Source organism: Burkholderia sp. AU32262, from assembly GCF_020419985.1.
GTDB lineage: Bacteria > Pseudomonadota > Gammaproteobacteria > Burkholderiales > Burkholderiaceae > Burkholderia > Burkholderia semiarida.
In genome coordinates this window covers 167590-192578 of record NZ_JAIZRS010000014.1, presented here as the reverse complement: position 1 = coordinate 192578, position 24989 = coordinate 167590, and the positions used below count along the sequence as shown (strand labels likewise).

The 24989-nt window shown below is 67.2% G+C and carries 20 protein-coding genes; 13 read left to right on the top strand and 7 right to left on the bottom strand.

What is annotated here, in order from left to right:
• Positions 1 to 239: 239 nt before the first annotated feature.
• The 3 genes from LGN10_RS33555 to recG form a co-directional block, all read right to left on the bottom strand.
• Entirely contained in the window at positions 240 to 368 is a 129-nt protein-coding gene (locus tag LGN10_RS33555) for a hypothetical protein (RefSeq protein WP_264163196.1), read from the bottom strand.
• Between the two features lie 394 nt (positions 369 to 762).
• Positions 763 to 1722, bottom strand: a complete 960-nt coding sequence (locus LGN10_RS18775; protein ID WP_226224555.1) for a LysR substrate-binding domain-containing protein — start codon at positions 1720 to 1722, stop codon at positions 763 to 765.
• 126 nt (positions 1723 to 1848) lie between these two features.
• Positions 1849 to 4164: an ATP-dependent DNA helicase RecG gene (recG, locus tag LGN10_RS18770; protein WP_226224553.1), complete on the bottom strand. Its 2316-nt coding sequence runs from the start codon at positions 4162 to 4164 to the stop codon at positions 1849 to 1851.
• A gap of 167 nt (positions 4165 to 4331) precedes the next feature.
• Here recG and queA point away from each other — a divergent pair, with 167 nt between their 5' ends.
• The 5 genes from queA (at position 4332) to secF (ending at position 10434) form a co-directional block, all read left to right on the top strand.
• Positions 4332 to 5399, top strand: a complete 1068-nt coding sequence (gene queA / locus LGN10_RS18765; protein WP_226224551.1) for a tRNA preQ1(34) S-adenosylmethionine ribosyltransferase-isomerase QueA — start codon at positions 4332 to 4334, stop codon at positions 5397 to 5399.
• 184 nt (positions 5400 to 5583) lie between these two features.
• Positions 5584 to 6783 (top strand): tRNA guanosine(34) transglycosylase Tgt, encoded by a 1200-nt coding sequence (gene tgt, locus LGN10_RS18760; protein ID WP_059581185.1) that lies wholly within the window; start codon positions 5584 to 5586, stop codon positions 6781 to 6783.
• Positions 6784 to 7016: 233 nt separating this feature from the next.
• On the top strand, positions 7017 to 7340 hold the full coding sequence (yajC, locus tag LGN10_RS18755) for a preprotein translocase subunit YajC (protein WP_006476868.1): 324 nt from the start codon (positions 7017 to 7019) through the stop codon (positions 7338 to 7340).
• Positions 7341 to 7446: 106 nt separating this feature from the next.
• Positions 7447 to 9465 (top strand): protein translocase subunit SecD, encoded by a 2019-nt coding sequence (gene secD, locus LGN10_RS18750; RefSeq protein ID WP_124861570.1) that lies wholly within the window; start codon positions 7447 to 7449, stop codon positions 9463 to 9465.
• Positions 9466 to 9483: 18 nt separating this feature from the next.
• Positions 9484 to 10434: a protein translocase subunit SecF gene (secF, locus tag LGN10_RS18745; RefSeq protein ID WP_059581175.1), complete on the top strand. Its 951-nt coding sequence runs from the start codon at positions 9484 to 9486 to the stop codon at positions 10432 to 10434.
• A 1701-nt stretch (positions 10435 to 12135) separates the two neighbouring features.
• Here the strand turns inward: secF and LGN10_RS18740 are convergent.
• The 4 genes from LGN10_RS18740 to LGN10_RS18725 form a co-directional block, all read right to left on the bottom strand.
• The gene (locus LGN10_RS18740; RefSeq protein ID WP_060312674.1) at positions 12136 to 13413 is read right to left on the bottom strand and encodes an MFS transporter; all 1278 of its coding nucleotides are present in this window, start codon (positions 13411 to 13413) and stop codon (positions 12136 to 12138) included.
• A gap of 201 nt (positions 13414 to 13614) precedes the next feature.
• Entirely contained in the window at positions 13615 to 14196 is a 582-nt protein-coding gene (locus LGN10_RS18735; protein ID WP_034187441.1) for a YceI family protein, read from the bottom strand.
• A 65-nt stretch (positions 14197 to 14261) separates the two neighbouring features.
• Complete coding sequence (locus tag LGN10_RS18730) at positions 14262 to 14822, bottom strand: YceI family protein (RefSeq protein ID WP_006482463.1); 561 nt, start codon at positions 14820 to 14822, stop codon at positions 14262 to 14264.
• 8 nt (positions 14823 to 14830) lie between these two features.
• Entirely contained in the window at positions 14831 to 15391 is a 561-nt protein-coding gene (locus LGN10_RS18725) for a cytochrome b (RefSeq protein WP_226224549.1), read from the bottom strand.
• Between the two features lie 258 nt (positions 15392 to 15649).
• Here LGN10_RS18725 and LGN10_RS18720 point away from each other — a divergent pair, with 258 nt between their 5' ends.
• The 8 genes from LGN10_RS18720 to LGN10_RS18685 all read left to right on the top strand — a co-directional run bounded on the left by LGN10_RS18720 (position 15650) and on the right by LGN10_RS18685 (position 24821).
• Positions 15650 to 16315 carry a paraquat-inducible protein A gene (locus tag LGN10_RS18720; RefSeq protein ID WP_059581157.1) on the top strand — a complete coding sequence of 222 codons (666 nt, stop codon included), beginning with the start codon at positions 15650 to 15652 and terminating at the stop codon, positions 16313 to 16315.
• Positions 16312 to 16947 (top strand): paraquat-inducible protein A, encoded by a 636-nt coding sequence (locus LGN10_RS18715; protein ID WP_226224547.1) that lies wholly within the window; start codon positions 16312 to 16314, stop codon positions 16945 to 16947. The genes LGN10_RS18720 and LGN10_RS18715 overlap by 4 nt, the downstream gene beginning before the upstream one ends.
• On the top strand, positions 16940 to 18559 hold the full coding sequence (locus LGN10_RS18710) for an intermembrane transport protein PqiB (RefSeq protein ID WP_060965589.1): 1620 nt from the start codon (positions 16940 to 16942) through the stop codon (positions 18557 to 18559). The genes LGN10_RS18715 and LGN10_RS18710 overlap by 8 nt, the downstream gene beginning before the upstream one ends.
• On the top strand, positions 18556 to 19278 hold the full coding sequence (locus LGN10_RS18705; protein ID WP_226224545.1) for a membrane integrity-associated transporter subunit PqiC: 723 nt from the start codon (positions 18556 to 18558) through the stop codon (positions 19276 to 19278). The genes LGN10_RS18710 and LGN10_RS18705 overlap by 4 nt, the downstream gene beginning before the upstream one ends.
• 489 nt (positions 19279 to 19767) lie before the next feature.
• On the top strand, positions 19768 to 21882 hold the full coding sequence (locus LGN10_RS18700; protein ID WP_226224544.1) for a site-specific recombinase: 2115 nt from the start codon (positions 19768 to 19770) through the stop codon (positions 21880 to 21882).
• Positions 21883 to 22040: 158 nt separating this feature from the next.
• Entirely contained in the window at positions 22041 to 23342 is a 1302-nt protein-coding gene (locus LGN10_RS18695; RefSeq protein ID WP_059581144.1) for a THUMP domain-containing class I SAM-dependent RNA methyltransferase, read from the top strand.
• A gap of 314 nt (positions 23343 to 23656) precedes the next feature.
• On the top strand, positions 23657 to 24061 hold the full coding sequence (locus tag LGN10_RS18690; RefSeq protein WP_104012433.1) for a VOC family protein: 405 nt from the start codon (positions 23657 to 23659) through the stop codon (positions 24059 to 24061).
• Positions 24062 to 24134: 73 nt separating this feature from the next.
• Positions 24135 to 24821, top strand: a complete 687-nt coding sequence (locus LGN10_RS18685) for a helix-turn-helix transcriptional regulator (RefSeq protein WP_059581139.1) — start codon at positions 24135 to 24137, stop codon at positions 24819 to 24821.
• Positions 24822 to 24989: the final 168 nt, after the last annotated feature.

The following is a 24989-nucleotide window of genomic DNA, read 5'->3' as shown; positions in this document are numbered from 1 at the left end:
GAAATCCGGGTCCATCGGATCGGACAGCGCCGAATGCCGGTGCAGTACGTTCAGGTTCAGCTGATTCGGCCACCAGTCCTTGTTCGTCGTGCCGCTGCCTGCGGTGTGGTTGAACGGGCACTTCGATTCGTTCGACATGCTTTTTCTCCTTTACTTGCTCGTAGGCCCCCACGTGCCGGGCGCGGTTCGTGGAGCATTGCGGGGGGTAAGAAACAGAACGGGCGGGTTCTCCTGTCGCGCTACCGGACGTCGTGCGCGGCCTTCCGCACGCGTTCCCGCTGTCGCACGCCGCAGGCGAGGCGCTCGGGGAAGCGGCCGCCGGCTGCCGTCGTGCCAGTGAGGCGGGTGTTTTTTCCGGTATCGGACATGCGATGCTCCGTCATGGCTTGACGGCAGGTGAATCGGGGGAACACAGGACCGGCGCGGGGCGGCACTCATCCGCCATACACACGATCCGCCAGGTACGCGAATGCAATCGGACGCAGGCTGCGGACCGCCGCCCTGGCGCGATGCACGATTGTCCCGCGCGACGGGACGTTCCACTGCGCGTGCTGCAATACCGACCGCATGATGACATCCTCCTTTGACGCTTGCATTCAACGTGCATCCCGCACGTCGGCTCGATGCCGATCCATGGTGAGGATTCTATATAAATCTATCAATTATTTGAATTTAATACATTTAATCTATTTGATAGGGAAAAATAAACGGGGTCGCACGACCCCGTTCATCACGCCGCCACACGCGCATGCAGAAGGCGCGTCAGTTCATCGTGGCCGGCATGTCGAGCTTCGCGACACCCGGCAGCTCGCACGCGGCAATCGCGTCGCTGATCGCGTCGATCGCCGGCATCCGCGTGAAGCTCTTGCGCCATACAAGCACGACGCGGCGGTCCGGCACCGGTTCGTTGAACGGCACGTACGACAACAGCTCGGCATCCGGGCCGTTCGCGCGCGGGCCGATCTCGGCGACCGACATCCGCGGCAGCACGGTGATGCCGACGCCGCTCGCGACCATGTGGCGGATCGTCTCGAGCGACGAGCCCTCGAAGGTCTTCTGGATGCCGTCGGCCGTCTGCGAGAAGCGCATCAGTTCCGGACACACGCCGAGCACGCGATCGCGGAAGCAGTGGCCGTTGCCCAGCAGCAGCATGGTTTCCTGCTTCAGGTCCTCGGTGTCGATTTCGTCGCGCTTCTCCCACGGATGGCCGGCCGGCAGCGCGACGACGAATGGCTCGTCGTACAGCGGGCGCACCATCAGGCCGGTTTCGGGGAACGGCAGCGCCATGATCGCGGCGTCGATCTCGCCCTGCTTCAGCAGTTCGAGCAGCTTCAGCGTGTAGTTCTCCTGCAGCATCAGGGGCATCTGCGGCACCCGCTGGATCATCTGCTTGACGAGCGTCGGCAGCAGGTACGGCCCGATCGTGTAGATCACGCCGAGGCGGAACGGGCCGACGAGCGGGTCCTTGCCCTGCTTCGCGATCTCCTTGATCGCGAAAGTCTGCTCGAGTACGCGCTGCGCCTGGGTGACGATCTGGTCGCCGATCGGCGTCACGCTCACTTCGCTCGCGCCGCGCTCGAAAATCTGCACGTTGAGCTCGCCTTCGAGCTTCTTGATCGCCACCGATAGCGTCGGCTGGCTCACGAAGCACGCTTCGGCCGCACGGCCGAAATGCCGCTCGCGCGCGACTGCGACGATGTATTTCAATTCAGTCAGCGTCATTGTGGGTCAATCAGGGATATACAGGCGATAGGTTTAATTTATACACCTGTTGGCACCGGTTCGCCAAGTTTCTCTGCATCGCGGTGCGTCGATCGGTGGCGTTCGATCCGGCCCCGAGCCGGTGGATCAGGCCTTCAGGTACTGCTCGCGCGCGCCGAGCCAGCGCGCCAGATGCTGCGTGACGACCTCGGGATACGCGGCAATCAGCCGCGCCGCGGCCTCGCGGGCCGGCTCGATCAGCCAGCCGTCGGTCTCGAGGTTCGCGAAGCGCAGCATCGCCGCGCCCGACTGGCGCGCGCCGAGGAATTCGCCGGGCCCGCGGATTTCGAGGTCGCGCCGCGCGATCTCGAAGCCGTCGGTCGTCTCGCGCATCGTCTTCAGCCGCTCGCGACCGGCGATCGACAGCGGCCCGGTGTACAGCAGCACGCACACCGACGCCGCGGTGCCGCGCCCGACACGGCCGCGCAACTGGTGCAGCTGCGCCAGGCCGAAGCGCTCCGCGTGCTCGATCACCATCAACGACGCGTTCGGCACGTCGACGCCGACCTCGATCACGGTCGTCGCGACCAGCAGCTGCACTTCGTTGCGCGTGAACGCGTCCATCACGGCCGCCTTGTCGGCCGGCGACAGCCGGCCATGCACGAGGCCGACCTTCAGTTCGGGGAGCGCGGCGGCGAGCGTCTCGTAGGTTTCGACGGCCGTCTGCAGCTGCAGCGTCTCGCTCTCCTCGATCAGCGGGCACACCCAGTACACCTGGCGCCCGGTCAGCGCGGCCTCGCGCACGCGGGCGATCACCTCGTCGCGCCGCGCGTCGCCGACGAGGCGCGTGAGCACGGGTGTGCGCCCGGGCGGCAGCTCGTCGATCGTCGACACCTCGAGGTCCGCGTAGTACGTCATCGCGAGCGTGCGCGGGATCGGCGTGGCCGACATCATCAACTGGTGCGGCTGAAAGTCGCGCGCGCCGTTGGCCGCGTTCGCCGCCTTCGCGCGCAGCGCGAGACGCTGCTCGACGCCGAAACGGTGCTGCTCGTCGACGATCACGAGGCCGAGCCGCGCGAATTCGACCGTATCCTGGATGATCGCGTGCGTGCCGATCACGAGCTGCGCGGTGCCGAGCGCGGCCGCCTCGATCGCCGCGCGTTTCTCCTTCGCCTTCAGGCTGCCCGCGAGCCACGCGACCTTCACGCCGAGCGGCTCGAGCCACGCGCGCAGCTTGCGCGCGTGCTGCTCCGCGAGGATTTCGGTGGGCGCCATCAGCGCGGCCTGGTAGCCGGCGTCGATCGCCTGCGTGGCGGCCAGCGCGGCGACGACCGTCTTGCCGCTGCCGACGTCGCCCTGCAGCAGGCGTTGCATCGGGTGCGCGAGCGTGAGGTCGTGTGCGATTTCGTCGACGACGCGCGCCTGCGCGCCGGTCAGCGTGAACGGCAGCGCCGCGTAGAAACGCGTCGTCAGCGCATCGGCATCGGCCGCGCCGCGGCGCGGCATCGCGGGCGCGGCGCGCGTGCGGCGCTCCTCGTGCGCCCGCTTGAGCGACAGTTGCTGCGCGAGCAACTCCTCGAACTTGATGCGCGTCCACGCCGGATGCGAGCCGTCCATCAGCGCGGCTTCGTCGGAATCGACGCGCGGATGGTGCAGGATGCGCACCGCCTGCTCGAGCGTCGGCACGTCGAGCGGCTTCAGGTAATCGCGCTGGATCTCCGGCGGCAGCAGTTCGGGCAGCGGCGTGCGCTCGACCGCGTTCTCGATCGCCTTGCGCAAGTACGCCTGCGATACGCCGGCCGTGCTCGGGTAGACGGGCGTGAGCACCTGCGGCAGCGGCGCGTCGGCTTCGACGACGCGCACGGCCGGATGCACCATCTCCATCCCGAAAAAGCCGCCGCGCACGTCGCCGCGCACGCGCAGCCGCTGGCCGACGGCCATCTGCTTGACCTGCGACCCGTAGAAATTCAGGAAGCGCAGCACGAGCTGCTCGCCGTCGTCGTCCTGGATCTTCACGACCAGCTGGCGGCGCGGCCGGTAGGCGACCTCGTTGTCGAACACGACGCCTTCGGTCTGCGCGATGCCGCCCGGCAACAGCTCGCCGATCGGCGTGAGCGTGGTTTCGTCCTCGTAGCGCATCGGCAGATGCAGCACGAGATCGATCGAACGCGTGAGGCCGAGCTTCGCGAGCTTGTCGGCGGTTTTCACCGGCTTGTCGGCGGCCGGCTTCTTCTGGCGCTTCGCGCCGGCCGCGCCTGCTTCGTCGCTCGCGGCGGCGGCGCCGTCGGCCTCGGGCGCGGCCGCCGCAGGCTGCGCGAGCCGGCCGTCGGCGCCGCGCTTCGGGCCGGCGCGGCGCGCGCCGGGGCCCGCTGCGGGCGGCGCTAACGAGGCGGCATCGTCCGCGTCGAACGGATCGGCGGAATCGGCGACGGCAGCGGGGGAACGGCGTGGTGACACAGGCATCGGATCGTCTGGGTGCTTCGCAAGGCAAGTACAATAGCGGCTTTCACGTCGTCCGAACGAACGACGCCGGCCAGGCCGCGCATCCCGTCATCATAGCGGCTCGCGCGCCCCGATTACGCGTTTCCGCCCTGCCGGCGACGCCCGCCGGCCGCTTCGAACCAGCCCGCATGTTCACGCTTTCCGATTTCGATTTCAATCTGCCACCCGAGCTGATTGCACAAACCGCGCTGCCCGACCGCACCGCGAGCCGCCTGCTCGAGGTGGACGGCACCGTCGAGCCCGCCCGCCTGGTCGACCGCCATTTCACCGAGCTGCCGGCGTGCATCGCGCCCGGCGACCTGCTCGTGTTCAACGATACCAAGGTGCTGAAGGCGCGTTTCTTCGGCCAGAAGGCCAGCGGCGGCAGGATCGAGGTGCTGATCGAGCGCGTGACGGGCACGCACACGGCGCTCGCGCAGATCCGCGCGAGCAAGTCGCCGGGCGCCGGCACGACGCTGCGTCTGGCCGATGCGTTCGACGTGACGGTCGGCGAGCGCGTCGAGCCGTTCTTCACGCTGCATTTTCCCGCGCCGTGCCTCGACCTGATCGAGCAATTCGGCCGCCTGCCGCTGCCGCCGTATATCGAGCACGATCCCGACGCGACCGACGAAACGCGCTACCAGACGGTTTACGCGAGCAACCCGGGCGCGGTGGCAGCTCCTACGGCCGGGCTGCATTTCGACCAGCCGCTGCTGGAGAAGCTCGATGCGATGGGCGTCGAGCGCGCGACGCTCACGCTGCACGTCGGCGCCGGCACGTTCCAGCCGGTGCGCGTCGAGAACATCGCCGAGCACAAGATGCACAGCGAGTGGTACGACCTGCCGCAGTCGCTCGTCGACAAGATCGCCGCGACGCGTGCGCGCGGCGGCAACGTGATCGCGGTCGGCACGACGTCGATGCGCGCGCTCGAAGCCGCGGCGCGCTCGGCCGACGAAGCCGGCCGCGCGCTCGCGGCGACGCAGGCCGAGACCGACATCTTCATCACGCCCGGCTATCGTTTCCGCGTAGTCGACCGGCTCGTCACGAATTTCCACCTGCCGAAATCGACGCTACTGATGCTGGTGTCCGCGTTCGCGGGCGTCGAGACGATCCGCGCCGCGTACCGGCACGCGATCGAAGAACGCTACCGGTTCTTCAGCTACGGCGACGCGATGCTGCTCACGCGGCGCGACACGCCGGAGGCGCCGGGCGCGTAAGCGCGGCGTGCGCGATCACGCACCGGTCTGCGATTGCCCGCAGCCGTTGCGCGCCGCGCGCTGTTACCCCGTTTTCCCGCCGCACGCGCTACGATGGCGCGCGCCCGCTTTCCCCGCCGCCGGCTGCCCGGCGGCGTTTCCAACATGCGCCGAACTGTTCTTCGGTGGCAAGGAGAATGACGCGATGACCGAAGGTTCATCCCACGATACGCACGCTCATCCGAGCGCCCCCGTGCAGGACCGCCCCGCCAACGGGCTCGAATTCGAACTGCTGACGACCGACGGCCATGCGCGCCGCGGCCGCGTGAAGCTCAACCACGGCACGGTGGAGACGCCGATCTTCATGCCGGTCGGAACGTACGGCACCGTGAAGGCGATCCAGCCGCGCGAGCTGCACGAAATCAAGGCCCAGATCATCCTCGGCAACACGTTCCACCTGTGGCTGCGCCCGGGCCTCGACACGATCGACGCGCACGGCGGCCTGCACGGCTTCATGGGCTGGAACAAGCCGATCCTGACCGACTCCGGCGGCTTCCAGGTGTTCTCGCTCGGCGACCTGCGCAAGATCACCGAGGACGGCGTCACGTTCGCGTCGCCGATCAACGGCGACAAGCTGTTCCTGTCGCCGGAAGTGTCGATGCAGATCCAGAAGGTGCTGAACTCGGACATCGTGATGCAGTTCGACGAATGCACGCCGTACGCCACCAACGGTGTGCCGACGACGCACAAGGAAGCGGCCGACTCGATGCGCATGTCGCTGCGCTGGGCGAAGCGCTCGCTCGACGAATTCAACCGGCTCGGCAACCCGAACGCGCTGTTCGGGATCGTCCAGGGCGGGATGTTCGAGGATCTGCGCGACGAATCGCTCGCGGGCCTCTCGGAACTCGGCTTCCACGGCCTCGCGATCGGCGGGCTGTCGGTGGGCGAGCCGAAGGAAGACATGATGCGCGTGCTGCGGCACGTGGGCCCGAAGCTGCCGGCCAGCAAGCCGCACTACCTGATGGGCGTCGGCACGCCGGAGGATCTGGTCGACGGCGTCGCGAACGGCATCGACATGTTCGACTGCGTGATGCCGACCCGCAACGCGCGCAACGGCTGGCTGTTCACGCGCTTCGGCGACGTGAAGATCCGCAACGCGACGCACAAGAACTCGCTGAAGCCGCTCGATTCGACCTGCACCTGCTACACGTGCCAGAACTTCTCGCGCGGCTACCTGCATCACCTGCACCGGGTCGGCGAAATCCTCGGCGCGCAGCTCAACACGATCCACAACCTGCACTACTACCTGCAACTGATGAGCGAGATCCGCGACGCGATCGAAACGCATACGTTCGACGCATTCCGGCAGCGCTTCGCGGAGGATCGGGCGAGAGGGGTCGACTGACGGGCCGACTGCCCGCATCACAGCCCGCCGCATAGGACGCGTACTAAATTGAGCGATCCCGATACCGGTCGCGACCGCCAAACATTACAATTGCCTTTCCAAACAAGCCGCAATGGTATCGGATCATGCTTTAACAGCTTGATCCGAAAGCGCATTTGCCGCGCCGTTTGCGCATGGGGCCGGTGGTAGAATAACCGGCTTATTTTTCGATCTTCCCCTACGGAGAGACCAACGTGCCGTTCATTTCCAATGCCTTCGCGCAAGGTGCCGGTGGCGCCGAATCGAGCCTGATGAGCTTCCTGCCGCTCATCCTGATGTTCGCGGTGCTGTACTTCATCATGATCCGTCCGCAGATGAAGCGCCAGAAGGAACACCGCAACATGCTCGCGGCCATGGCGAAGGGCGACGAAGTCGTCACGAGCGGCGGCCTCGTCGGCAAGGTGACGAAGGTCACCGAAGGCTACATCGGCGTCGAAATCGCCGAAGGCACCGAAATCACCGTGCAGAAGGCTGCCGTCACGACCATTCTGCCGAAGGGCACGATCAAGTCGCTGTAAGGCCTTCACCGAGCGTCCGGCTCCCCGCGCCGTGCCCGCCTGAGAGAGCGGGCCGCCGCGGCGCCGGACGCGACGCTTTCACGCCAACCACCCGTTCGGCCCCCTCATGAATCGTTATCCACTCTGGAAATATGTCGTGATGGTCGTGGCGCTCGCCATCGGCCTTCTGTACACATTGCCCAACTTCTTCGGCGAAGCGCCGGCGGTGCAGGTGTCGAGCGGCAAGGCCACGGTCAAGCTCGACTCGACCACGCTGACCCAGGTCGAATCGGCGCTCGCGTCCGCGCAGATCAAGCCGGACGACATCACCTTCGAGAACACGGCGACCAGCGCGAACATCCGCGTGCGCCTGAAGGACACCGATACGCAGCTGCGCGTCAAGGACCTGCTGCAGAAGTCGCTGAACACCGACCCGAACGATCCGCAGTACGTCGTCGCGCTGAACCTGCAGAGCGCGTCGCCGCGCTGGCTGACCGCGCTGCACGCGCTGCCGATGTATCTCGGCCTCGACCTGCGCGGCGGTGTGCACTTCCTGCTCCAGGTCGACATGACGGGCGCGCTCACGAAGAAGCTCGACTCCGACGCGTCCGACGCACGTGCGCTGCTGCGCGACAAGAACATCCGCGACGGCGGCGTGAGCCGCGTCGAGCAGTCCGTGGTCGTCAACTTCAGCGATGCGCAGACGGCGGAAGATGCCCGCAAGGTGCTCGCCGCGTCGATCACCGAGCTGCAATGGGCGACGCAGCCCGGCGGCGGCGGCACGCAGGTGGTCGGCACCTTCACGCCGGCCGTGCAGAAATCCGTCGAGGACGCCGCGCTCAAGCAGAACCTGACGACGCTGCACAATCGCGTCAACGAACTCGGCGTGTCCGAGCCGATCCTGCAACAGCAGGGCAGCGACCGCATCGTCGTCGAGCTGCCGGGCGTGCAGGACACCGCGAAGGCGAAGGACATCATCGGCCGCACCGCGACGCTCGAGGCGCGCCTTGCCGATCCGATCAACACGCACCCGAACCCGAACGACCCCGTGCCGCCGGGCGAGGAGCTGTTCACGCAGGGCAACCAGGCGCCCGTGCTGCTGAAGAAGGACGTGATCTTCACCGGCGACCGCATCATCGACGCATCGGCCGGCTTCGACGAACACCAGCGTCCGTCGGTCAACATCCGCCTCGATTCGGCGGGGGGCCGCGCGGTGCGCACGGTGTCGCGCGAGAACATCGGCAAGCCGATGGCGATGGTGCTGTTCGAGAAGGGCAAGGGCGAAGTGCTGACGGTCGCGACGATCCAGTCCGAACTCGGCGACCGCTTCCAGATCACGGGCCAGCCGACGCCGCAGGCTGCGGCCGATCTCGCGCTGCTGCTGCGCGCCGGTTCGCTCGCCGCGCCGATGGACATCATCGAGGAACGCACGATCGGCCCGAGCCTCGGCGCCGACAACATCAAGATGGGCATCCACTCGGTGATCTGGGGCTTCTGCGCGATCGCCGTGTTCATGGTCGCGTACTACATGCTGTTCGGCGTGGTCTCGGTGATCGGCCTGTCGGTAAACCTGCTGCTGCTCGTCGCCGTGCTGTCGCTGATGCAGGCGACGCTGACGCTGCCCGGTATCGCGGCAATCGCACTCGCGCTCGGCATGGCGATCGACTCGAACGTGCTGATCAACGAGCGCGTGCGTGAAGAACTGCGCGCCGGCCAGCCGCCGCAACTCGCGATCCAGGCCGGCTACGCGCACGCGTGGGCGACGATTCTCGATTCGAACGTCACGACGCTGATCGCCGGCCTCGCGCTGCTCGCGTTCGGCTCGGGCCCGGTTCGCGCGTTCGCGATCGTGCACTGCCTCGGTATCCTGACGTCGATGTTCTCCGCGGTGTTCTTCTCGCGCGGGATCGTCAACCTCTGGTACGGCGGCCGCAAGAAGCTGAAGTCGCTCGCGATCGGCCAGGTGTGGAAGCCGGAAGGCGCGGCCGCCGCGTCGTTCACCGACGCGGACGAATCGACCGACACCGCGCGCGCCGCGAAGCTCGCCGCCCCGGCGAAGGGCAACGCGCCGCGCGCCGGCAAGCCGCAGTTGCGCAACCGCGCGCAGCAAGGCGTGTCGCCGAAGAAACCGGGCTCGACCCAATAAGGCCCCGGAGACGAAGCCATGGAATTTTTCCGCATCCGTAAAGACATTCCGTTCATGCGGCACGCGCTGGTGTTCAACGTGATCTCGCTGGTCACGTTCCTCGCCGCCGTGTTCTTCCTGTTCCACCGCGGGCTGCACCTGTCCGTCGAATTCACCGGCGGTACGGTGATCGAGGTGCAGTACCAGCAGGCCGCGGAGCTCGAACCCGTGCGCGCGACGCTCGGCAAGCTCGGCTATGCCGACGCGCAGGTGCAGAACTTCGGCACGTCGCGCAACGTGCTGATCCGCCTGCAGTTGAAGGAAGGCCTCACGTCCGCGCAGCAGAGCGACCAGGTGATGGGCGCGCTGAAGGCGCAGAGCCCGGACGTCACGCTGCAGCGCGTCGAGTTCGTCGGTCCGCAGGTCGGCCGCGAGCTCGCGACCGACGGTCTGCTCGCGCTCGCGTGCGTCGTGATCGGCATCGTGATCTACCTGTCGTTCCGCTTCGAATGGAAGTACGCGGTGGCCGGCATCATCGCCAACCTGCACGACGTCGTGATCATTCTCGGCTTCTTCGCGTACTTCCAGTGGGAGTTCTCGCTGGCGGTGCTCGCGGCGATCCTCGCGGTGCTCGGCTACTCGGTCAACGAGTCGGTCGTCATCTTCGACCGAATCCGCGAGACGTTCCGCCGCGAACGCAAGATGAGCGTACAGGAAGTGATCAACCACGCGATCACGACCACGATGTCGCGTACGATCATCACGCACACGTCGACGGAAATGATGGTGCTGTCGATGTTCTTCTTCGGCGGCCCGACGCTGCACTACTTCGCGCTCGCGCTGACGGTCGGCATCATGTTCGGCATCTACTCGTCGGTGTTCGTCGCGGGCTCGCTCGCGATGTGGCTCGGCATCAAGCGCGAAGACCTGATCAAGGAAAAGAAGACCGCGCACGATCCGGACGATCCGAACGCGGGCGCGCAGGTTTGAGCGCTGCGCGGTTTCGGCGGATATACGAAGGCCGGTCCTGTTGGACCGGCCTTTTTTCATGTGGGCGTCGCCGCCCTCTTCTCGCGACGCGACGGCACGGGCGGCGGGCTACGGTATCGTGCCGGCATGGCTCGTGCCGTCGCGTCGCGATGGGGACATGGCCCGCTATTTCAGACACCGCGTCGCGTAGTTGCGCGGCGCGTCTGTTATTGAGTTCTGCAACACAGGCCAGACGCCGCATCTCAAGTGCATTGCCTATAGCACCTCCGCCCAATGAGGAGACGCCAATCACTCCGTTCGAGCATTCGCCGCGCAGTTCGCGCTCACTCTGAACCGAGGTATCCGGCGCGGCTATGGAGATGATTGGAAAAGTAATAGCCGCGACTGATAATACGATTTTTCGCACATTCGCCCTGTCCTGTATTGCATCGCCTTCAATGCGCAGTTGGCTTTGCCGCATAAGTGAAACCACCGCCCGGCGCGCCGGATGCGAACCGGCTCGTGCCCGTCCGTTCCCGCACGCGAAGGTCGATCGGTCGACGAGTGCGGCGCTGCCGCCGCGTGAATTCGGCACGACCGTCGACTCGCAACTCCGGCAAGCGCTCGATGCGCTGGTAGGGCGCGCGATTGCGAAGGTTGATGCGAAACCATGGTCGATGCCGGCGAAGCCGGTCTGCGAATCGGAAGGTAATCCGTCTACATGATTCCGGCTTCCAACTCAATCCGGCCCGGTCATCGAGCACGACAATATTTGCCTTTCTGGTAACGGTGAATTACTCCATTCCGGTAAATCTCTTTTCCGAAACCCTTCCAAAGATTGGTAGCCGCTCACGTTCCAGTTGTAGTCGCTTGCTCGCTCAACTTCTACGACAGAGTAACGGCATCGACTACTGCGATTCTTCAAGCGAAAGACTATTCGCTCCTGGTCGCCATCGAATTTCTTCTCCAGAATTTCGTAGGGGGACGACTTGCAGATGCTGTAGCTTGAATTCCACTCGATCGTCTTAGCGCGTACATAGAGTGCACCCGAACAGGCTCTGCCGGTTCCCGGGAAGTTGCCTGTAAAAGCGTTGTCGGCAGCGGCCAACGTACTTGACAAGGTTCCGAGGGACACACCCAGCGCCAGGACAACTAGTACGCGCATATCGCCGTTTCTCCCTTCCGGATTAGTGCAAGGGCATAGTCGAGCTTCTTGGCATACGTTGAATCGCCAACGTTATAGCTTGTTGCAATGCTCGACGTTGTAATCGTTTTCCAGCCGACGATAACCTTCCTCAGCGATGCCTTCCGAGACTTCAATGTCTGGCCGGGCCGCAATATATGCGCGGCAGGATTGAGTTTTTGAATGGTCGGTCGTACTCATCAACTGCCATCCGGATTTCGCAATCCCAGGAATCCCATCTGGTATCGCCTGCCGCGTTGTCGATGCCGTCCTGCCATTTCTCGAAGCCCGTCTTCGGTGGTGCCTGAACCGCCATATCAGTCCTTTCCGGCTAAATTGCCCGAGTGGTTTGCGAAATATCCCGCAAGACTCTACAAAGCGAAGGGCAAAATCGCCATAAGACGTGACTGAATTTTGTAAGGCTCATTTCGAGCTACAGGGCGAGCAGTCTCCGAAATATCACCAACCGAAAAAGGCGGCACATAAAAAAATCGCCCCCCTTTGGAGGGCGGCGGACACATCGCCGCGTCACCCAAGCCTCACCGGAACCCGAACCGCCGCCGCAGCACCACCAGCGCCACGAGGCTCAGCACGGCCGCGAACATCAGGTAGAAACTCGGCGCGGTCTTCATCCCGGTCGTCTTGATCAGCCATGCGATGATGAACGGCCCGAAGCCGCCGAAGATCGTCACCGCGACGTTATACGCCAGCGACATCCCGGTCGTGCGCGTCTGCACCGGAAACACCTCGGACAACAGCCCCGGCAGCGCCGCGAAATAGCCGGTCATCAGGAACGCGAGCAGCACCTGCAGCGCGATCAGCGTGCCGAAACCCGGATGCGCGACCAGATACGCGAACGCCGGATAGATCAGCACGAGAATGCCGACGGCCGGCGCGATCATCACGCGCACGCGGCCATAGCGATCCGACCAGTGGCCGACGAGCGGCGCGAACGCCATCTGGATCACGCCGACGACGAGAATCGCGGCAAATGCGGCCGACGGCGCGAGGCCGAGCTGCTTCACGCCGTAGGTCGGCATGAACAGCACGAGATAGGTCGCGACGGTGCCCAGCACGACCACGCCCATCGCCGCGACGAGCCGCGCCTTGTGCGACGCGAACGTATCGCGCAGCGGGCTCGCGGTGCTTTCGGCCGCGAGGAATTCGGGCGTCTCGTCGACCTTCGCGCGGATGTAATACGCGACCGGCCCGAGCAGCAGCCCGAAGAAGAACGGCACGCGCCAACCCCACGCAGCCATCTGGTCCGCCGTGAGCTGCGCGTTCAGCACGGTGCCGAAGCCGGCCGCGAGCAGCGTCGTGAGCCCCTGGCTCGCGACCTGCCAGCTCGCGAAGAAACCGCGCCGCCCGGGCACATGCTCGGCGAGGAACGCGGTCGCGCTGCCGAACTCGCCGCCCGCCGAGAAGCCCTGCATCAGCCGCGCGGCGACGAGGATCAGCGGCGCCGCGACGCCGATCGTCTGGTAAGTCGGCAGCACCGCGATCACGAGCGTACCGGCCATCATCAGCAGGATCGACAGCGTGAGCGCGGCCTTGCGGCCCGCGCGATCGGCGTATGCGCCGAGCACGATCGCGCCGAGCGGCCGCATGAAGAACGACACGCCGAACGTGCCGAGCGTGAGCAGCAGCGACACGGTGTCGTTGCCGGCCGGGAAGAACAGCTTCGAGATCGTCACCGCGAAAAAGCCGTAGACGACGAGATCGAACCACTCGAGCGCGTTGCCGATCGACGCGGCGACCACCGCGCGCCAGACGCGCGGCGACGAAGCCATGGAGCTGGACTGCGTGACGGCATGCATCGGCGATCTCCTTGTCGTTGTACGTTCTGTTCGATGTTCGAGGCAGGCCGACGTCGCGCCGTCGGCCTGCCCGGCGCCGCATGGCCACATGCGACGTTCGGGCGATTATAGGCGCGCAAAAAAACCGCCGCGCCCCGGTAACGGGAGCGCGGCGGTTTGCCCGCGGGGGGCCGGCGCGATGGCCGGCCGCGTCGGGGAATATTACTGCTGCTTGACGGCTTCGGCCGTGATCAGCAGCTTCGTCTTCATCTTGAAGCCGTACTGCTTGCCGTAGTCGAGGCCGAAATCGTCGCGGCTGAATTCGCCGACCGCGTCGACGCCGCACACTTCACGCTTGAGCATCGGGTGCGGCATGCACTTGAACGAATCGATCTTCAGCGTGAGCGGCTTCGTGACGCCATGCAGCGTCAGGTTGCCGACCACCGACACCGGCTTGTCGCCGTCGAACTTGATCGTGCCCTTGTAGTTCGCCTGCGGGAACTTCGCCACGTCGAAGAACTCGGCCGTCTGCAGGTGCTCGTCGAGCTTCGCGCTGCCCGTGTGGATCGACGCGATGTCGGTCGTCACGTCGACCGTGCCGGTCTTCGCCGCGCGATCGAGCGTCACGGTGCCGCTCGACTTGTCGAACTTGCCGCGCCAGACCGACAGGCCGCCGAAATGGTCGGCCTCGAAGCTCGGGTACGTGTGGCTCGGGTCGAACTGGTACGTTGCGCTTTCGGCGAAGGCCGAGAACGACAGCGAAGCGGCCAGCGCGCCGGCGGCGATGATCAGATGCTTTTTCAAACTTTTTCTCCTGGAAACGGCGCCGCGCCCTCGCGCGGCATTCAGTTGAGGCGGCAACCTGCCGCTTACTTCGTGGCGACGAGATGGAACTTGATCTGCACTTCGTCCGCGACGATCGACGTGTCCTTCCACTCGCCGGTGCCGACGTTGAAGGCCGAACGCTTGATCGGCAGCACGCCGTCGAACGTCTGCGTCGCGCCGTTTTGCGCGACCGTGACAGGCACCGTGACAGTCTCGGCCTTGCCCTTGATCGTCAGCTTGCCGGTCACGTTGTACTTGTTGCCGCCGGCCGGCGCGATCGCCGACGACACGAAGGTCGCCTGCGGATAGGTCTTCGCGTCGAACCAGTCCTTGCCGGCGACCTGGTCGTTGTACATCTTGTCGCCGAGGTCGAAGCTCGCGACGTCGATCGTCATTTGCGCGCTGCCCTGCGCGGCTTTGGCCGGGTCGAACTTCACCTGCGCGGAAAACTTCTTGAACGCGCCTTCGGTCGGCACGTTCATCTGCTTCGACACGGCGGACACCTTGCTCTTCGCGAGATCGACGTCGGCATGCGCCGCGCCCGACGCGACAAGCGCCGCCGCGGCGAACGCGGTCAGCATGGAGCGGGAGAAAGACACTTTCATGGGATCCTTCATTTGGCAAAGGGAAGCATGCGCGACAGCAGGCCGTCGCGGTCCAACAACTGGTGCTTGAGCGCCGCGAGCACGTGCAGCGAAACGAGCGCAAGCAGAATGTAATTCAAAGTCACGTGCAGCGTCTTGAAGGTTTCCTTGAGCGCCGGATCGGGGTCGATCAGGCGCGGCAGCGGCACGATGCCGAGATAGACGACCGGGATGTTCGACGCCGAGCTGTACAGGTAGCCCGTCGCCGGAATCACGATCATCAGCACGTACAGCAGCATGTGCACGCCGTGCGACGCCGCGCGCTGCCACGCCGGCGTGTCGCCCGGCAGCGGCGGCGGCACGCGGGTCGCACGCCACAGCACGCGCACGACGGCCAGCGCGAACACCGTCACGCCGATCCACTTGTGCCACGAGAAGTACTTCAGCTTGGTCGGCGTGAAGCCGGGGATGTCCGTCATCACCCAGCCGAGCGCGAAGCCGCAGACGATCAGCAGTGCGATCAGCCAGTGCAGCGCGATCGCGGTATGCGCGTAGCGTGCCGGCACGGCCGGCGGGGATTTCGATGCCATCGTGGGTTCCTCAGTTCAGCGAACGGCTGCGCCGGTAAATTCGTCCGACGCATGTCAAGGGCGCCATGCTACCGCAACCTTTTGACGCGCGCGGACTCTGAGGACAGGCGCGCCAGCCGGCTGACGGCTTCCCGTCATGTTACCGATCGGTCACGCAGCACACGATCCTTGACCCATCGAAAAAGCCCTTTTGGTAAGATTGGCGCGGGTTCCGGCCCCGTCGACGCGTCCCCGAGCCGCCGCAACACCGCCTTTTCCATGCAACGATACGACCTGATTGCCTGCCACGAATGCGACGCACTGTTGCATAAACCGCGTCTTCACGGTCGCGAGATCGCGCGCTGTCCGCGCTGCGACGCGCTGCTCTATCGCAACAGCACCACGCAGATCGAGCGCATCACCGCGCTCGCGGTCGCGGCGCTCGTCACCTTCATCATCGCGCAGGCGTTCCCGATCCTGGAAATGGACCTGAACGGCACGCGCGTGCAGACGACGCTGATCGGCGCGATCGACACGCTGTGGCATCAGGACATGGCGGCCGTCGGCGTGATGGTGTTCTGCTCGACCGTGCTGTTCCCGCTCGTCGAGATGGCCGCGCTGCTTTACGTGCTGCTGCCGATCCGCCGCGGCGTCGTGCCGCCGGGCCTGAACCTCGTGCTGCGCACGATCCAGCTCGTGCGGCCGTGGGGGATGATCGAGGTGTTCATGCTCGGCATCGTGGTCACGATCGTGAAGATGGTGAGCCTCGCGCGCGTCGTGCCCGATGCGGCGCTGTTCGCGTTCGGCGCGCTCACGCTGATGACCGCCGTCGTGCTGATGTTCGACCCGCGTACGGTATGGGACATAGCCGACGACCTGCGCGCCGGCCGCGCGCCCGGGCGGCCCGACGCCGCCGCGCCGCTGCCGGACGCGCCCCGCCGATGACGAGGGCCACGCCGACCGCCGCCCGCGAGGGCTACGCCAGCTGCCACGCATGCGGGCTCGTGCAGACGATCGACCGGCCGCACGCGCATTGCGCGCGCTGCGGCAGCGCGCTTCACGTGCGCACGCCGAACAGCATCATGCGCACGTGGGCGCTGCTGCTCGCGGCCGCGATCCTGTACATTCCAGCGAACCTGCTGCCGATCATGCGCACGTCGTCGATCGTCGGCTCGCAGCAGGACACGATCATGAGCGGCGTCATCTATTTCTGGACGTCCGGCGACTGGCCGCTCGCCGTGGTCGTGTTCGTCGCCAGCATTCTGGTGCCGATGCTCAAGCTCGGCGTGCTGACGATTCTCGTGACCAGCGCGCAGCGCCGCGCCGCCTGGCGGCCGCTGCAGCGCACGCGCCTGTACCGGATCGTCGAGCGCATCGGCCGCTGGTCGATGCTCGACATCTTCGTCGTGACGCTGACCGTCGCGCTCGTCCATTTCCGTTCGCTCGCCGTCATCACGGCCGGCCCCGGCGCGCTCGCGTTCGGCTCGGTCGTGATCCTGACGATGCTCGCGTCGGTGCAGTTCGATCCCCGCCTGATCTGGGATCCAGTCGAAACCTCAGGGAATCACCATGAATAATCCACAAGGCCCGCAGCAAGACGCGCCCCGGCCGCCCGATCCGGCGATCTCGACGAAAAGCGGCTGGCTGCCGTCGCTCGTCTGGCTCGTGCCGCTGATCGCCGCGCTGATCGGCATCGGCCTCGTGATCAAGTCCGTGCGCGAGCGCGGCCCGGAAATCACGATCAGCTTCCACAGCGCCGAAGGGCTCGAGCCGGGCAAGACCCAGGTCAAGTACAAGGACGTCGAGATCGGCATGGTCAAGACGATCAAGCTGTCGAAGGACCTGTCGCGCGTGCTGGTCCAGGTGCAGCTCAAGAAGGAAGCCGAGGACTTCGCGGTCAAGGGCTCGCGCTTCTGGATCGTGCGGCCGCGCGTCGGCGCGACCGGCGTGTCGGGGCTCGGCACGCTGCTGTCCGGCGCATACATCGGCGTCGACGCCGGCCACGGCCAGGACACGCTGACCGATTTCACGGGCCTCGAGACGCCGCCCGCCGTCACGGGCGACCAGAAAGGCACGCAGTACGTGCTGCGCGGCGATTCGCTCGGCTCGGTCGACATCGGCTCGCCGGTCTACTACCGCCGCGTCCAGGTCGGCCAGGTGGTCGGCTTCTCGCTCGACAAGGACGGCACGGGCGTCACGTTCAACGTGTTCGTCAATGCGCCGTACGACCAGTACATCGGGATGAACACGCGGTGGTGGCAAGCGAGCGGCGTCGACTTGCGGCTCGATTCGAGCGGCCTGAAGCTGAACACGCAGTCGCTCGCGACGGTGATCCTCGGCGGCATCGCGTTCCAGACGCCGCCGAACCAGGGCACCGGCACGACCGCGCCGAACAACACGACGTTCCGTCTCGGCTCCGACGAAGGCGACGCGATGCGCGACCCGGACGGCCAGCCGCTGCAGGTCGTGATGAACTTCAACCAGTCGCTGCGCGGGCTCGCCGTCGGCGCGCCGGTCGACTTCCGCGGCATCGTGCTCGGCGAGGTGACGAACATCGGCATCGACTTCGATCCGAAGACGAAGAACTTCCTGATGCCGGTGACGATGAACGTGTATCCGGAACGCCTCGGCCGCCGCTTCCGCGAGACGATCGAGAGCAAGGGCGAACCGGCGCGCCGCGAGATCGTCGAGCGGCTCGTCCAGCACGGGCTGCGCGGCCAGCTGCGCACCGGCAACCTGCTGACGAGCCAGCTGTACGTCGCGCTCGACTTCTTCCCGAAGGCGCCGGCCGCGAAGATCGACACGGCCCACCAGCCGCTCGAGCTGCCGACCGTGCCGAATACGCTCGACGAGTTGCAACTGCAGGTCGCCGACATCGCGAAGAAGCTCGACAAGGTGCCGTTCGACCAGATCGGCGCGAACCTGAACAGCGCGCTCGCGAACGCCGACAAGCTGTTCAAGCAGCTCGACACGCAGGTCGCGCCGCAAGCGCGCGACACGCTGTCGGCCGCGAAGCAGACCTTCTCGACCGCCGAGGCGACGCTGCAGCAGGATTCACCGCTGCAGTCCGACGTGCGCGGCGCGCTGAAGGAGCTCACGCGCACGCTGCAATCGCTGAACGCGCTCGCCGATTATCTCGAGCGCCACCCCGAATCGCTGCTCAAGGGCAAGCCAGGAGATCAACCATGACGACGACACGCGTGAACGGTTTCGCGAGCGGCGCGGCGGCAGCACTCGCCGCACTCGCGCTCGCCGCGTGCAGCTCGCCGCCCGCGCGGTTCTACACCCTCAGCCCGGCCGACGCCGCGGCGCCACTGCGCACCGCGCCTGCCAACCCGGCGTTCCTGATCGAGGTGCCGTCGGTCGGCGTGCCCGAGCAGGTCGCGAAGAACCAGCTGGTCGTGCAGAAGAACGCCGCGCAGGTCGACGTGCTCGAGCAGGAACGCTGGGCGTCGCCGCCCGCCGACGAGATCCGCCGCGCGCTGTCGGACGATCTCGCCGCGCAGCTCGGCACGATCGACGTCGCGAATTCCGCGTATCCGGCCGGCGTGCCCGTATACCGGATCAGCGTGAACGTGCAGCGCTTCGAGTCGTGGCCGGGCAAGCGCGCCGCGCTCGACGCCGTGTGGAGCGTGCGCTCGCTCGCCACGCAGGCCGTGATGACCTGCCGCACGAGCGTCGCGGAACCGGTCGCCGACGGCTACGACGCGCTCGTCGCCGGCCACCGGCGCGCGCTCGACGTGATTGCGACGCAGGCCGCGGCCGGCGTGCGCGCGATGGCCGCTCGCGGCGGCGCGGCGGCCGCGCCGGCTGCCGGCGGCAAGACGGCCGCCGCGCCGGTCGTGCCGTGTCCGGCCAACCCGACGTCCGGCGGCGACGCCGGCGCGACGGGCAAGTCGGGCGCATAAGCGAACGCAGGCGGCACGGGCGCGAACGTTCGACACGGCGCGGCGTTCGCGTGCGCGGTGTCGCCCGGCGCGGCGCGTCCGGTCGCACGCGCCGAAAGCCGAACGCCGGCAGCATGCCGCCGCAGCCGCCCTCGCTTACCGCGCCCCACGACCGGACGGCCATTTACATTCTTTGTCAAAGCCGGCGGAACCCGCGCCATGCCAAGCGGTCGGCTTGCGTTTTCCGGCCCGATTGACGATCCTACGCACTTTCAGGCTTGCGCCGTTCGTCGTGCGCGCCAGCCAGCGGCGCCGGGCCGCGTTCAGCCCGACCGCCGTGCCTCCCGGCGCCCGCACGCGAATCGCGTGCACCGCGGCGGGGCAGCCGCATCGCGGGTCGCCGCGCGTCGTCCGGCCACCGGCCCCGTCTCACCCGTGCTCACCGGCGCCGCGCCGTTTTCCCGGCCGGCATCCCGAACCCGCCCGTCCCGGGCTTTCGCTATTCCGTTTATGTTTCGTTCCCTGACGACCCTGATCAAGAAGTGGCGCGCGTCGCGCAATGCCGGTCACCAGCTCGATGCGCTGCTCGCGCACGCCGACGCCGACGCGTCGTACGCCGAGCGCAGCGAATGGCTGATCGAGCTCGCGCACTGGCTGCGCCGCAACGGCACGGTGCAGGACGCGCCGGCCGCGCGCGACGCCGACACGCGTGCGTACCCGGCCCATGCGCGGCTGCGCTACCTGTTCCATGTGCTCGATCGCAACCCCGCGTGGAAAGCGCACGCCGCGCGCATCCTGCGCGGCATCCTGCGCGAGTGCGACGGCATCTCGCTGCTGTGCGACGCCGGCATGCCCGTGCATTCGGGCTTCTTCGGCGCGCTGTTCGAGCGGATCGACTCGTCGCTGATCCCGCCCGCGCCGAACCGCCGCGAGCTGTCGGCGCTGTTCACGCTGATGTTCCCCGCGCCCGAGGACGCGAAATGGATCGACGCGCTGCCCGACGACCTGCTCGCGCGCCTCGCCGAACTGCTGTCGTTCGACGTCACCGACGAAGAGCGCCACGAGCCCGGCTCGTTCTCGCGCGACTTGCTGGCCGCGCTGCACAACCTGACCTGCCAGATCAGCTCGACGGGCCTGTCGCAGACGGTGCGCAGCCGGCTGTCCGACGACGACGCGCGCAAGCCGCTCGAATCGCAGCCGTTCTACCGCCTGACGCGCGCGATGCTCGCGGTCGAGACCGCGCATGCGGCCGTCGAGGACGGCGGCGACCCGAGCAAGCTGCTGCACGAGGTCAACTACCTGCGCGTGCTGCTCGACGAATGCCGGATCGCCGTCGACGACGTGTTCGCGCACCTGTACCGCAACGGCGTGTCGGTCGACATCGTGTTCCAGGTCGAGCGGATGCGCATGCGCATCCTGCGCGCGGAAACGCTGCTCAACGCGCGGATGGCGCGCGACGACCTGCACGGAATGGCGCACCTGACGGCGGAGCTCGTCGACGCGAACCAGAACAGCCAGAGCGTCGCGCACCTCGTGCGCAGCAACTTCTCGCTGTTCGCGCGCAAGCTCGTCGAGACCAACGCGGACACCGGCGAGCACTACATCTCGCGCGGCCGCGCCGAGTACCTGAAGATGCTGCGGATGGCCGCGGGCGGCGGCCTCGTCACCGTCGCGACGGTGTGCGTGAAGTTCGCGATCACCGGCGCGCACCTGCAGTCGATGCTCGAAGGGCTGCTCGCGGGCATCAACTACGCGGCCAGCTTCATGCTGATGCACTTCCTGCACTTCACGCTCGCGACCAAGCAGCCCGCGATGACCGCGCCGACGCTCGCGCGCGAGCTCGACGACACCGGCCACGACGAAGGCGTGAAGGCGTTCGTCGCGTCGGTGATCGCGCTGATCCGCACGCAGGCGGCCGCGATTTCCGGCAACGTGCTCGTCGTGCTGCCCGTGTGCCTGCTCGTGCAGCTGTTCGCGGCCAACGTGCTGCACACGAACGTGATTTCGCCGGAGAAGGCGCACGCGACGCTGCATTCGTTCTCGCTGCTGGGCCCGACGCCGTTCTACGCGGCGCTGACGGGCGTGCTGCTGTGGGCGTCGAGCCTGCTCGCGGGCTGGGCCGACAACTGGTTCGTGCTGCACCGGGTCGGCGACGCGCTCACGTACAACCGCCGGCTGCGCCTCACGCTCGGCGCGGCCGGCGCCGCGAAGCTCGCGCACTTCTGCCGGTCGAACGTCGCCGGCGTGGTCGCGAACGTCGGTCTCGGCCTGATGCTCGGCCTCGTTCCGGCGATCGTCACCGTGTTCATGTTCCCGTTCGAGGTGCGGCACGTGACGCTGTCGGCCGGCTCGATCGGCGTCGCGCTCGGCGTACTGGGCAAGGGTGCGCTCGGCACGCCCGAGCTGTGGTGGGCCGCCGCCGGCGTGCTGAGCATGGCGATCCTCAACGTGCTCGTGAGCTTCGCGCTCGCGTTCACGATGGCCGTGCGCTCGCGCAGCCTGCGCCCGACCAAGGTGCGCGCGCTCGTCGCGGCGATCGTCCGCACGATGCTGTCGAATCCGCTGGCGCTGTTCTGGCCGGCCGGCAATCCGAGCACGCGCGTCGGCCAGCCGGGCGCGCACTGACCGGCGGCGAGGCGGCGGCGCCCGGCCGGCCCCCCTGCCTCGCCGCCCCTGCCGGCGCGCGCGAACGGCGGTTGCGCCGGCGCCGCCGCGCCGAAACGCCGGCCCCGGCCGCCCGCGCCGCGTACAATAGTGTACTTTTGCACGTCCTCACCCGCCTTATGTCCTCGCCCACCCTGTTCGAATTCTTCGCCCCCTGCCCGCGCGGCCTCGAAGCGGCGCTTGCCGCCGAGCTGGCCGAAATCGCCGGCCGCCACCTGAACGGCGCGCCGTTCACCGCGGGCGCGCAGGTGCCGGGCGGCGTCCATTTCAGCGGCGGCTGGGCCGCCGGCATGGCCGCCAACCTCCATTCGCGGATCGCGAGCCGGATCCTGCTGAAGATCGCGCACGGCCCGTACCGCAACGAGCAGGACGTCTACGCGCTCGCGCTCGAGCAGCCGTGGGAACGCTGGTTCGCGTCGACGCAGACACTGCGCATCGACATCACCGCGATCAAGTCGCCGCTGAAGAGCCTCGAATTCACGACGCTGCGCGTGAAGGACGCGATCTGCGACCGGATGCGCGAGAAAACCGGCTCGCGCCCGAGCATCGACACCGGTGCGCCGGACGTGCGCGTGTTCGCGTTCCTGACCGCGGGCGAATGCACGCTGTACCTCGACACGTCGGGCGAGCCGCTCTTCAAGCGCGGCTGGCGCCTCGACAAGGGCGCGGCGCCGCTGCGCGAGAACCTCGCGGCCGGCATCCTGCGGCTGACGGGCTGGAAGCCCGGCACCGCGCTGTACGACCCGATGTGCGGCAGCGGCACGTTCCTCGCGGAAGCCGCGCAGATCGCGCTCGGCGTGGCGCCGGGCGTCGAGCGCCGGTTCGGCTTCGAAAAGCTCAAGCAGTACGACATCACCGCGTGGCAGGGGCTGAAGGTGCCGGCGCTCGACGCGAAGCGCGCGGCGCGGGCCCAGCGCGGCGAAGCGCTCGGCGTGTACGGCAGCGACATCTCCGGCGACATGCTCGAGAAGGCACGCGCGAACCTCGAGCGCGCGGGCGTGCCGTCGGTGTGGCTCAAGCAGGTCGACGCGCGCGGGATGACGCCGCCGTGCGACGGGCCGGGCATCCTTCTCGCGAACCCGCCGTACGGCGAGCGGATCGAAGTGCGCGGCCGCAGCGCCCGCGGCGAGGTGCGCGAGACCGGCCGCAACCGCGGCAACGACGACGCGTTTCGCCGCACGCACACCGACGCGCCGGACAGCGAGTTCTTCAACGCGCTCGGCGATGCGCTGAAGCAGCGCTTCACGGGCTGGCAGGCGTTCCTGCTGACGTCCGACCGTTCGCTGCCCGGCCAGTTGCGGCTGCGCGAATCGGCCAAGACGCCGCTGTTCAACGGCGCGCTCGAATGCCGGCTGTTCCGCTTCGACCTGATCGCAGGCAGCGTGAAGGCGCGCCCGGCCGCGCAGGAAGGCGACGCCTGACCCTGACGCGCCGAACTCGCGCGAACGTCGCGGCGGCCGCTGCCGCCTGCTGACACTCCGATGACGCCCGGCATCCGCCGGGCGTTTTGTTTTGCGCGGCACCGATGCAAGCGGGGCCGCGCCCGCTCCGCCCGCCCGGCCCCGTACGCGCCGCCGCCCGGGCGCACGCCGCCGATGCGGTCGACGGGGCCCTTTTGTCAGCACCGCCATCACTACTGACAGCACGCTGTCAGGAGCCCCCGCTCACACTGCAATCCCGGCGCAATGCAAGGCTGGTTTCCGTCCAGAACAACCCGAACAACAAGGAGCTCGTCATGACGTCCGCAACTGCAACCGCAACCCTGGAACGCGCGATCGCGTGGTTCGACATTCCGTCCCTCGATTTCGACCGTGCGATCCGCTTCTACGAAACCGTGCTGCAAACCACGTTGCAGCGCGAGGTCATCGGCGGCGTGCCGATGGCGATGTTCGATCACGAAGCGTCGAGCACGGGCGGCAGCATCGTGTTCGATCCGCAGCAGATCAAGCCGAGCGCGAACGGCGTGCTCGTCTACCTGAACGCCGGCGAATCGGTCGTCGCCGCGCTCGAACGCGCGAAGCGCGCGGGCGGCGTCGTGCAGGGCTCGGTCGTCGAGCTGCCGAACAACTACGGCTACGTCGGCTACCTGATCGACACGGAAGGCAACCGCGTCGGCCTGCACGCGCCGAAATGCCACTGAGCGCAGCGGTCAGCGGGCCGGCGCGGCGCTATCATCGCGAAGTCCCCGTAGCCAGAGGAATCGAGGTGCCGTCATGACCCGCCGTGCCGACCGTCTGTTCCAGATCGCCGAGCTGCTGCGCGGGCGTCGTCTCACGACCGCGCAGCAACTGGCCGACTGGCTGTCGGTGTCGCCGCGCACGGTCTATCGCGACGTGCGCGACCTGCAACTGTCAGGGGTGCCGATCGAAGGCGAAGCCGGCATCGGTTACCGGCTGAACCGCAACGCGAGCCTGCCGCCGCTCACGTTCACGGCCGAGGAGCTGGCGGCGCTCGCCACCGGCGCGCGGATGCTCGAAACCTGGGGCGGTGCGCGCTTCGCGAGCGGCGCGCGCTCGGCGCTCGCGAAGATCGCGTCGGCGATGCCGGCCGACAAGCGCACGGCGCTCGACCGGCTGCCCGTGTTCGCGCCGTCGTTCCACATCGACGAGACGTTTTGCGCGAAGGTCGACGCGATCCACCAGGCGATCGACACGCGCCACATCGTCAGCTTCGCCTATCGCGACCGGCTCGGCGCGCATTCGCAGCGCCGCGTATGGCCACTCGGGCTCGTCTACTGGGGCGGGCGCTGGACGATCGGCGCGTGGTGCGAACTGCGCGGCGATTTCCGCACCTTCGACATCGCGCGGATGGGCGACATCACCGTGCACGAGCAGTTTCCGGACATGGAAGGCCGGCGGATCGCCGACTACATGCGGATCGCGGAAGCGCCGATGAAGTGACGCATCGGGCGGTCGCGGAATGGAAAACGGCGCCGGGAAAATCGGCGCCGTCACTTTCGAATCTCTCTCTCGTTTTCATTCGAATTTCCGTACCGACCGCTTCTTGGAACGAAGCGGTCGGACGGAACCGTTCGTCGCACAATCAACGAAACCGGCGAGATTTTTCAT